Here is a 6,202-nt window from a genome sequence, read left to right on the forward strand (position 1 = left end):
GCTTTACCCGAACGGGAACCAGCGAGCCGCCGCGGTCGTTGAACCCGATGCAAGGTGCCATAAAGTCCAGGAGGACAGGTGCGTTCCAGCAGCAACCCGGCGTTCCGCAATCTCCCGCGCGGCGCGGCCGCGACCGGGCAGTACGGGCCGAACGTCGGCTTCGACCAGCCCTACGGCCAGCCGCAGGGCCAAGGCGGCGTCCCGGGTTACGGCCCCGGCCAGATGGGCACCGCCTCCGCCGACCGTCCGATGACGGTCGACGACGTCGTCATCAAGACCGGCATGTCGCTCGGCGTCGCGCTCGTCGTCGGCGTGCTCACGGCGATCTGGGCGCAGTCCCAGCTCGTCCGCGATTCCCTCGGCAGGCTTTCGCCGAGCGGTCCGCTCCTCGGCGCGCTGATCGGCGGGCTCGTGGTGGGCCTCGTCGTGTCTCTGGTCATCATCTTCAAGCAGAAGCCGAGCGGTCCGCTCACGCTCGTCTACTCCGGTGCCGAGGGCCTGTTCCTCGGTGCGCTCAGCGGCTTGTTCGAGGTGTTCCTGCCGGGCATCGCCCTGCAGGCGCTCATCGGCACCGCGGGCGTGTTCGTCGCGATGCTGGTCGTCTACAAGACCGGCGCGGTGAAGGTCACGCCGAAGCTCACGAAGTGGATCGTCGGCGCGGTCGCGGGCGTGGCCATCCTGATGCTGGTCAACCTGGTCACCGCGGTGTTCTTCGGCTTCAACCCGCTGCGCGACGGCAGCCCGCTCGCCATCGTCTTCAGCCTGGTGGTCATCGGCATCGCCGCGTTCAGCTTCCTGCTCGACTTCGACCAGGCCGACAAGATGATCCGCGCCGGCATGCCGTCGAAGTGGGCCTGGTACGCCGCCTTCGGCCTGATGACCACGCTGGTGTGGCTGTACCTCGAGATCCTGCGTCTGCTGTCTTACCTGCGCGACTAGTCGTCGCACAGGTTTCCGGGAAGGGGCGCTCCGCGTTACGCGGAGCGCCTTTTCTGTTTTTCTGCCTCGAACCTCTGCGCGCCCCCGCGGCCGTCGTGTTGGATGTGCCCGGTCGGAATGTTTCTTTCGGGTTTGCGAGGTATCACGTGAGCGTCCCGCCGCACGGGCACGGACCGCAGCCGGGCTACGGCCAGAACGGGCCGTCGCCGTTCCAGCAGCACTACGGCCCGGGCGGGATGCCGCCGCAGCAGAGCCCGAAGCGAAACTTCCCGACCAGGACCGTCGTGCTGGTCGCCGTCGCGGTGGTGGTCGTGGCGGCCGGGGTCGCCATCGGGTTCTTCGCGTTCGGCAACTCGACCAGCAACACCCACGCCAGCGACTGCATGCACATCGAGAAGTCCGGCTCGACCACGACGACGAAAACCGTCGACTGCGCCGACCCCGGAGCGAACGTCAAGGTCGCCGTCGTCCGCGCCAGCCGTAGCGGCACCTGCCCGCGCGGCGACTACTACCGCTACACCACCGGCGGCAAGAACCGCCGCGTGCTCTGCCTCGTTCCCAATGTGCAGCAAGGGGATTGCCTCTCCGGGCTGCAGACCGCCTCGACGACCTACCAGAAGGTGCCGTGCACCGATCCGCAGAAGAACGCGGAAATCGTCAAGCTGGTGCCTGGCGCGAAGGACCGTTCGGCGTGCGAGGGCAGCGGTTCGACCGCCGCCCGCTGGTACTCCGATCCCGAGGAAGCCATCTGCATCAAGAGCTGACGGGGGCGGTACAAAGGGGCCGTCCGGACGCCCGGTTTCGGCCGTTCGTCGCACTCCGTGGGACAGGCTGCGTGCGGCGCCCGCGCGGACCTAACGTGGATCGCCGCCCGCCGCCGGGCGGGTCCCGTTAATCCCCGACACCCCCAGGAGACGTGGTGGCGACCACCGATTCCCCTGTCGACGAGCGAAAACTGCTCGATTTCCCGACCTCCTGCGAGGCTCCGGCACCTAAACCGGAGGAGCCGGTCAAGATCGTCCCGCTCGCCGTCGCCGCGGTCCTCGCGGTCGGGCTGACCGCCTACGTCTGGGCCGCGCACGGCGCGAAGTTCGGGGTCCTGCTCGTGCTCGGGCTGCTGCTCGGCCTCGCCCTTTTCCACTCCCGCTTCGGTTTCACGTCCGCCTGGCGGCAGCTGATCGCGGTCGGCAACGGCCAGGGCCTTCGCGCGCACACCCTCCTGCTCGGCACCGCCGCGACGCTCATCGCCCTCATCTGCGGCACCGGCGCGGGTCTCTTCGGCAGCAAACCGGTGCCGGTGGCGAACGTCGGGCCGATCGGGCTCGCGTTGTTCGTCGGAGCCACGCTGTTCGCCATCGGCATGCAACTCGGCGGCGCGTGCGCGTCCGGGACGCTGTTCGCGGTCGGGGCCGGCCAGTCGACGATCGTGCTGACCCTCGGCGGTTTCATCACCGGATCGGTCCTCTACACCTGGGGCTACCCGCTTTTCACCGGCTGGCCGCAGGTTTCCGGATTCCTCTTGTCGGATCACGTCGGCTGGTTCGGTTCGTGGGCGATCACGATCGCGGTGCTCCTCGCGATCGTCTTCGCGACCCGGCTGGTGCAGAAGCGCCGGGTGCCGCCGCCGGTCGACACCGTCCCGACCGCGCGCGGCTTCGCCCGGATCTTCCGCGGCTCCTGGCCGATCCTCGTCGGCGCGGTCGTGCTCGGCGTGCTGGCCGGCGCGGTGTACCTGGTTTCCGGCGGCATCTGGGGCGTCACGAGTGCGTTCAGCCTGTGGGGCGCGAAAATTCTCCAGGTGTTCGGACTGCACCCGGAGCAGTGGGAGTTCTGGCAGCTGAAGGCGAACGCGACGTCGCTGTCCAAGCCGATCTGGCAGGACAAGACGAGCCTCACCGACATCGGCATCATGATCGGCGCGTTCATCGCCGCGGCGGCCGCGGGCGCGTGGAAGATCCACAGCTCGATCCCGTGGCGCACCGCCGTCGCCGCGATTCTCGGCGGAATCCTGATGGGCATCGGCGCGCGGCTGGCGAACGGCTGCAACATCGGCGCGTACCTCGGCGGCATTTCCGTCGGCAGCCTGCACGGCTGGCTGTGGGGCGCGTTCGCGCTTTTCGGCACCTGGATCGGGCTGAAGCTGCGGCCGTTGTTCGGTTTGGGCAACCCGGTGCGCACGGACAGTATCTGCTGACCCTCGTGGGGGCTTTTCGCAGGTCATCGCGACGGCGCGAAAAGTCCCCACGCAGTTCTTCCGCCAGCGAAAAAGGCTGCGTCGCCGCTTGCCGCTCGGCTAGTCTGGAGCGCGCGCAAGGGGGAACCGCCGTCGTATTGTCGCGTCGCGGGCTTGCGCTTCACCACTAACAGATGGGGTTCCGCATGTCCGCACCAGCGAATCCGGCCGCGCCGGATGCCGGTGACAAACTCGACCGGGGAGTGCTGAAGGTCGCTTCCGTGGTGGTGCTCGGCGCCATCATGGCGATCCTCGACACCACCGTGGTCAATGTCGCGCTTCAGAAGCTCACCATTCAGTTCACCACGTCCTTCGACACCATCCAGTGGGTCGCGACCGGCTACATGCTGGCGCTGGCGACGGTCATCCCGGTCACCGGATGGGCGTCCGACCGGTTCGGCACGAAACGGCTGTACCTGCTCGCGATCGGCACCTTCCTGGTCGGCTCGATGCTGGCCGGGCTCGCCTGGAACGTCGAATCGCTGATCGCGTTCCGCGTCGTCCAGGGCCTCGGCGGCGGCATGCTGATGCCGGCGGGCATGACGATCCTGACCCGCACGGCGGGCCCGCAGCGGATCGGCCGGGTGATGTCCGTGCTCGGCGTGCCGATGCTGCTCGGCCCGATGTGCGGCCCGATCCTGGGCGGCTGGCTGGTCGACTCGGTGAGCTGGCGCTGGATCTTCTACATCAACGTCCCGATCGGCTTGATCGCCTTCCTGCTCGCGCTGAAGCTGCTGCCGAAGGACGACCCGGAACCGTCCGGCCGCTTCGACTTCCTCGGCATGCTGATGGTGTCGCCGGGCCTCGCGGCGCTGATCTTCGGTGTTTCGCGGATCCCGTCGACCGGCACCGTCACCGCACTCGAGGTGTGGCTGCCCGCGCTGGCGGGGCTCGTGCTGCTGGTCGCGTTTGTTCTCCGCGCTAGCAAGGTGGAGCATCCGCTGATCGACCTGAAGCTGTTCCGCAACCGGTCGTTCTCGGTCGCGATGATCACGATGGCCGTGTTCTGCATCGGATTCTTCGGCGCGATGCTGTTGCTGCCCACCTATTTCGTGCTGGTGCGCGGCGAAACCGCGCTGCACGCCGGTCTGCTGCTGGTGCCGCAGAGCCTCGGCGCGGTGGTGTCGATGCCGGTCGCCGGGCGGCTGGCGGACAAGATCGCGCCGCGCAAGATCGTGGTGCCCGGCCTGGTGCTGATCGTCGTCGGCATGATCGCGTTCACCCAGGTCACCGCGACCACGTCGTACCCGCTGCTGCTGGCCGCGCTGTTCGTCGTCGGGCTCGGCCTCGGCTGCACGATGATGCCGATCACCTCGGCCGCGCTGCAGACGTTGCAGTCCAAGGACATGGCGAAGGCCTCGACCGCGACGAACATCCTGCAGCAGACCGCGGGCGCGATCGGGTCCGCGGTGATGTCGATCATCCTGGCGGCGCTGCTCGCCGGAAAGTTCGGCGTCCCGACGAGCCAGGGCCAGCTGGTCGCCACCGCGGCGACGATGAACCCGGCCACCCACGACGCCGCGGCCGGCCTCGCGGGCGAGTCGTTCGCGACGACATTCCTGTGGGGCACCGTCCTGCTGGCACTGTGCCTGGTGCCCGCGTTCTTCCTGCCGAAGAAGCGCGTGGCTCCCGCAGCGGCGGAACCCGGCGAGGTCGCCCCGCCGGTGCCGATGCACTGACGCTTCACCTGAGGAAAGGGCCGTCCGCGTTGCGCTCGCGGGCGGCCCTTTCTCGTTGCTGCGAGTTCGGCCGGACGGCCGCGTTCTCCCCGGTCAGATCGTTGACCGAGAGCCCGCGACCACTGCGCCGCCGCCTGCCGCCGCCACCGCTCGCCGGCGGCGACGCGCCCTGCGCGGCATTGCGCGCGAGTAGTTCGGCGACCGATAGCTGTTTCGAATCGTCAGCGCTCATGCCGACTCCGCTCTCGCCACCGACGCGACCGGCGGGACGACCGACGGGCCCCCGTTCGGCTCGGTATCCAGCTTGCGCAGGATCAGGCCTTCACGCAGCGCCCATGGGCAGATCTCGATGCTGTCGAGCGACAACGCCCGCATACTCGCCTCCGCGACCAGTGCGCCGGCCACCAACTGCTGGGACCGGTCCGAACTCACGCCTTCCAGCTCCGCGCGGTCGGCCGCGGTCATCCGGGAGATGAACGCGATCAGCTGGCGCAAACCGGAGCTGGTCAGTGTACGGCGCACCCGCGGACCGGCGGCCGAGGGTGCCGCCCCGGTCAGCCTGGCCAGCGAGCGGAACGTCTTCGAGGTGCCGACGGCCAGGTCGGGCTTGCCCGCTTCGATGATGGTCCGGGTGGGGGCGACGAGCTCGGCGTCGAGCCAATCGCGCAGGACCGCGATCTTGCGCTTGCTCGGCGGATCGTCGCGCAGCCATTCCCTGGTGAGCCTGCCCGCGCCGAGCTGCAGCGACAGCGCGACATCGGGTTCCTCGTCGCCGCCGTTGGACATCTCCAGCGAGCCGCCGCCGATGTCGAGGTTGATGATGCGGCCCGCGCTCCAGCCGAACCAGCGGCGCACCGCGAGGAACGTCAGCCTGGCCTCGTCGTCGCCGGAGAGCACCTGCAGATCGACTCCGGTCATGCCGCGCACCCGGGCCAGCACCTCGTCGGAATTGGTGGCCTCACGCAGGGCCGATGTGGCGAACGGCATCAGCTCGACGCACTTGGAATTGCGCGCCAGATCGGCGAATTCCTCGATGGTCGCGACCAGCCTGGCCTCGCCCGCCTCGGTGATGCGGCCGTCCCCGTCCATGTTCTCCGAGAGCCGTAACGCCGACTTCGACGAGCTCATCGGCATCGGGTGACCACCACGATGCGCGTCCACCACGAGCAGGTGAACGGTATTGCTTCCGACATCGAGAACACCAAGCCGCACAGGAATACGGTACTTGGTGATCCGGTACTACAGGTCAGGCGACTGGCTGCCCGTTGCGGACCGACACCACCGCGGCCTGCGACGGGTCGGCGAGCGCCTGGGCGGCGATCAGCTCGCCGGACTTCTTCGTCGACTCCAT

The 6,202-nt window shown here is 68.7% G+C and carries 6 protein-coding genes; 4 read left to right on the forward strand and 2 right to left on the reverse strand.

Features of this window, described 5'->3' with window-relative positions; all coding sequences use genetic code 11:
* The first annotated feature begins 78 nt into the window (after positions 1-78).
* The 4 genes from ACWDNU_RS35865 (at position 79) to ACWDNU_RS35880 (ending at position 4,851) form a co-directional block, all read left to right on the forward strand.
* On the forward strand, positions 79-939 hold the full coding sequence (locus ACWDNU_RS35865; RefSeq protein WP_182889914.1) for a Bax inhibitor-1/YccA family protein: 861 nt from the start codon (positions 79-81) through the stop codon (positions 937-939).
* Positions 940-1,085: 146 nt separating this feature from the next.
* Positions 1,086-1,703 carry an LppU/SCO3897 family protein gene (locus ACWDNU_RS35870; protein ID WP_370934202.1) on the forward strand — a complete coding sequence of 206 codons (618 nt, stop codon included), beginning with the start codon at positions 1,086-1,088 and terminating at the stop codon, positions 1,701-1,703.
* Between the two features lie 152 nt (positions 1,704-1,855).
* Complete coding sequence (locus ACWDNU_RS35875) at positions 1,856-3,133, forward strand: YeeE/YedE family protein (protein ID WP_449672140.1); 1,278 nt, start codon at positions 1,856-1,858, stop codon at positions 3,131-3,133.
* Between the two features lie 185 nt (positions 3,134-3,318).
* Entirely contained in the window at positions 3,319-4,851 is a 1,533-nt protein-coding gene (locus ACWDNU_RS35880; RefSeq protein ID WP_370934204.1) for a DHA2 family efflux MFS transporter permease subunit, read from the forward strand.
* A 4-nt stretch (positions 4,852-4,855) separates the two neighbouring features.
* Here the strand turns inward: ACWDNU_RS35880 and ACWDNU_RS35885 are convergent, their stop codons facing one another.
* On the reverse strand, positions 4,856-5,083 hold the full coding sequence (locus tag ACWDNU_RS35885) for a hypothetical protein (protein WP_449672141.1): 228 nt from the start codon (positions 5,081-5,083) through the stop codon (positions 4,856-4,858).
* Positions 5,080-6,063: a Ppx/GppA phosphatase family protein gene (locus ACWDNU_RS35890; RefSeq protein WP_355274004.1), complete on the reverse strand. Its 984-nt coding sequence runs from the start codon at positions 6,061-6,063 to the stop codon at positions 5,080-5,082. The genes ACWDNU_RS35885 and ACWDNU_RS35890 overlap by 4 nt, the downstream gene beginning before the upstream one ends.
* Positions 6,064-6,202 lie beyond the last annotated feature (139 nt).

The organism is Amycolatopsis sp. NPDC003676 (assembly GCF_053587275.1).

Bases quoted from the DNA above. Each gene is read 5' to 3' on its own strand.
- ACWDNU_RS35880 (WP_370934204.1), top strand. From the start codon at position 3,319: ATGTCCGCACCAGCGAATCCGGCCGCGCCGGATGCCGGTGACAAACTC.
- ACWDNU_RS35885 (WP_449672141.1), bottom strand. From the start codon at position 5,083: ATGAGCGCTGACGATTCGAAACAGCTATCGGTCGCCGAACTACTCGCG.